Source organism: Pseudonocardia sp. N23, assembly GCF_002583555.1.
Lineage (GTDB): Bacteria > Actinomycetota > Actinomycetes > Mycobacteriales > Pseudonocardiaceae > Pseudonocardia.
The window spans coordinates 1-3,276 of sequence record NZ_BEGX01000152.1 but is presented as its reverse complement, the minus strand read 5'-3'; the positions used below and the strand labels follow the sequence as shown (position 1 = coordinate 3,276).

Here is a 3,276-nt window from a genome sequence, read left to right as displayed (position 1 = left end):
ACACCTCAGCACATGCGAAAACGCAATCCCCCGATACGCGCACCGGATAACCACGTAGGGGCCCACCCGTCTTACGCTGCGAGGCGTGCCACGTCAGCCGTTGATTGCGCTGTAAATCCATTCCGCCGACTTCGCCCGGCTCGACGAAGTGGCCGCTGTGCGCGGGGCGTCCGGCAGAGGCGCGGACTGGCTGCACGTGGACGTCATGGACGCACATTTCGTCCCGAACCTGACGCTGGGCCCTTCCGGTCGTGACGGCGCTACTGGCTGCCACCGACCTGCCACTGGAATGTCATCTCATGATCGACAGGCCGGTGCATCGGGCGATCGGCATGCGGAGGCCGGCTGCCACAACGTCACGGTGCACGTCGAGGCCGCCGAGGATCCGGTCATGCTCGCGAAGATCTCCGCACCGCGGGCGCGAAGGCACGGCTGGCGCTCAAGCCCGGCACGCCGCTCGAGCCCTACCTCGACGTGCTCGAGCATGACGACCCCTCCTGGTGATGTCTGTGGAACCAGGCTTCGGCGGCCAGTTGTTCATTGCCGAGGTCCTGGACAAGGTGCGGCCAGCCCGGTCGCTGGTCGAGACCGGGCATCTGAACTTGCTGCTGGAGCTCGACGGAGGCATCAACGCCGACACCATCGAGCAGGCGGCCGAGGCCGGCGTCGACTGCTTCGTCGCCGGTTCGGCCGTCTACTCGGCGACGGATCCGGCGCAGGCGGTGGCTAGGCTACATCGGCAGGTGGAAGCGCGTCCCGAGCGATCGGCCTGATCAGACACCGAGCATGCGCCGCAGATCCGGCGCGTGGCGTCGAGAGACGGGCACGAGCTCGTGAGCCCGCGAGTCAGTGATCAGAAACAGCTCGCCTCTGATGCCCCGCTCGATCTCGGCAACGCGGCGAAGATTGACCAGGTATCGCCGGTGCACCCGACGAATTCCGTAAGGTGCCAGGGATCGCTCGACGTTGTCCATGCCGCGGGTCGCAGCCTGGATCCGGCCGCGCTCCGTGACCAGCCAGACGATATTTCGGTCCGCCTCGGCGTAGCGGATCTCTGACGGCGCCAGCAGAACCAGCCGATCGTCGCGTAGCCCGATGATGCACCGAGGCAGCGGCCCGACCGCTTTGACGTCGTCCGGCTCGTAGGCTTCGCCCTCCTGCATCCCGAATTCGCACAGCATCCCCATCACACGGTTCGCGTCGACGACGGGCCGCATCGTCAGCGGGACGGCCTCTTCACCGGGACACACCGGTAGGCGTGCGTAGCCACTCCACTCCGCGTTTCCCTGGGCGCGCTCCCTGGCCCATAGCATCACTTCCGGCAGCCCGGCGATGTCCGGAATCCAGCGCTCAGCCGGTTCGGTCACACCTGCGATGATGGGGGTTTCGCCCGTCAGGCCGAGCATCACGACCGCTGCGTCATTCGCAGCGATCACGTTGCCGCCGCGGTCCATCGCCATGAACGCGCCACGGACCTGCTCGCGCATCGTGCTGAACTCGGCGATCACCGTGTCGGCTTCGTAGATTGCGCGGTGGTAGATCTCCTGTTCCACGCAGGCAACTGCCTTGGTCAGCCATGGCGTCACGAGCTTGGGCAGCGACGCGTTCCACCGCGAAATGTTGATCGACGCGACCGGCGCGCCGGTGACCACGTCCCGGATGGAGATGCCTGCGCACGCCCACTGGTGGAACGCTTGGCACCAGTGTTCCGGGCCCGTGACGGTCACCGGACCGGACATCTCCAGGGACGTACCCATTCCGTTCGTGCCGGTGCATTCCTCCGACCAGGACGACCACGGCGCGAGGTTGTGCAGCGCAGCGCGCCGCTGCGCGGACGGATCGCCCCAGGCGCCGAGGACGCGCCCATCCCCGTCCGTCACGGTGACGACGGCGCCGTCACGTTCGACCTCCTGGCCGGCCAGCGCGCCCAGCCCGCCGAGCTGGGTGAAAATGACGTCGTTGCTGACCCGCCAGGCCTCGTCGGTCCGCGCCCCCGGTGCGATGTCGAGCGTGTGGTCGACGGCGTACCGATCTCGACATCGGTACCACGACGCCAGGATCTCCGGCCGCACACCCGTCTCGATGTTCTCGCCTGCGGCGAAATCCTCCCAGGCGCGAGCGACCTCTTTGGCCGATGACGTGGTCATCAGAGATCTCTGAGGCGTGCGGTCACGTCCGCTCGGCCGGCTCGGTGCCATCACCAATGGCGGGACTCTTCTGGTCATCGCGACCTCCTCCGAGACACACCCTTGGCGACGGAGCTGTCAGGTTGAACCGGTATTTTCCATGCCGCTTATGTGAGACGCGCCACTGTAGTCAGGAGAGTGTGCGTGCCGCAATGCCCTCACGTCGTGAGTCGGTCCCGCGGCGGGGTGAGCACGCTGGATGTGCGCTTCGACGGGCACGACGGGGTAGGTGCAGCCACGCGTGAGTTCGCCGACGATCCGCGGTTGGCCGCGCCGACGATGTGGCTCGTCGATCTGGCTGCCCACATGCCGCTTCACGCCCCAGATGCCGGGGGAGCGGCTTCTCCTTGACCGCGCGGACCGGGACCTCAGGGCCGCGGTAGGCCCCGGGTGATGTCAAGGGATTGGACAGCGATGGAGAGCAGTCGTCCGTCGCCCACGAGAAGGGACCCCCTGATCGCGGTCCTGACTCCTGAGTCCGAGGTCGGGTCTGGAGGCCAGGAGTCCTGGAGTTGACGAGCGTCGAGCTTTCCGACAGAGCTCAGTTCGGCTGCCGGATCGTCACGCTTTGGGGAGGTGCTCACGTAGCTGGGTTGCGCAGCTCACCCGGTGGGACCTCTGGCGTCGGAGGAGCGAGGGCTCGGCCCCCGACCATGGTCTGCAGCCGCGCACGCCACGTCGGAGCCGGCCGATTCAACCGTGTGTTCTGCCTCGACGACCCCCATCGACTGATCCTCTCCTGACGGCAGGAGTGCGCGAGTGGGGCACCGTGCTTTGCCGAGGGGGGCCGTTGACAGGCCGTTCCAGCGAGCGTTCGACGGACAGCAGCGCGTCGCACCGGCGGTCAACTTCTCGGCGAGCTCGTCGTCCTCGGCTACCGCACAGAGGGCTCGACGACGGCCCTCGTCATCGAGCCAGCCGGGCCCGGGGCGGGCCGCTTTTGTCGGGCGACGCCCAGGATCGCTTCTGGGTCGCGGGCATTGGCCAGGGCCTGGCCGAGGTCCAGGTCCAAGGATTCGCACCATCGCTCGCGCCGGTGGTTATCCGGTGCGCGTATCGGGGGATTGCGTTTTCGCATGTGCTGAGGTGT

2 protein-coding genes and 1 pseudogene are annotated in these 3,276 nt (G+C 67.3%); 2 read left to right on the top strand and 1 reads right to left on the bottom strand.

Annotated features, from left to right (window positions below; genetic code table 11):
- Nucleotides 1-148: 148 nt before the first annotated feature.
- Nucleotides 149-331, top strand: a pseudogene (locus TOK_RS35610) (hypothetical protein); the annotation flags it as partial.
- A 178-nt stretch (nucleotides 332-509) separates the two neighbouring features.
- Entirely contained in the window at nucleotides 510-773 is a 264-nt protein-coding gene (locus tag TOK_RS35605; protein WP_374754949.1) for a hypothetical protein, read from the top strand.
- Here the strand turns inward: TOK_RS35605 and TOK_RS30410 are convergent, their stop codons facing one another.
- Entirely contained in the window at nucleotides 774-2,147 is a 1,374-nt protein-coding gene (locus tag TOK_RS30410; protein ID WP_253258756.1) for a LytTR family transcriptional regulator DNA-binding domain-containing protein, read from the bottom strand.
- Nucleotides 2,148-3,276 lie beyond the last annotated feature (1,129 nt).

Bases quoted from the DNA above. Each gene is read 5' to 3' on its own strand.
- TOK_RS30410 (WP_253258756.1), bottom strand. From the start codon at position 2,147: ATGACCACGTCATCGGCCAAAGAGGTCGCTCGCGCCTGGGAGGATTTC.